This is a genomic window from Streptomyces sp. SID3212 (genome assembly GCF_009865405.1).
Classification (GTDB): domain Bacteria; phylum Actinomycetota; class Actinomycetes; order Streptomycetales; family Streptomycetaceae; genus Streptomyces.
On sequence record NZ_WWJY01000672.1, the window covers coordinates 1 to 223 of the forward strand.

Consider the following 223-nt stretch of genomic DNA (forward strand, 5'->3'; position numbering starts at 1 on the left):
AGGCCGCCGTCGGCGCCGCGCTCGCCCAGCTCCCCGGCGCCACCGAGATCGGCCGCAACGCCCGGCACGCCGTCAAACTCGCCCAGTCGTTCGCCGGCGAGGACGCCGACGAGGAGGCCGGCGCCTTCGCCCTCGTCCCCCTGCTGGAGCATCAGATCGTCGACCACGTCTACAGCTACGGCATCGCCGCCGCCGAGACCGTCCCGGTCGCCCTCGCCCTCAC

1 pseudogene is annotated in these 223 nt (G+C 74.9%); it reads left to right on the forward strand.

The features are described from left to right. A pseudogene (locus GT042_RS20165) lies at window positions 1–223 on the forward strand (ADP-ribosylglycohydrolase family protein); the annotation flags it as partial.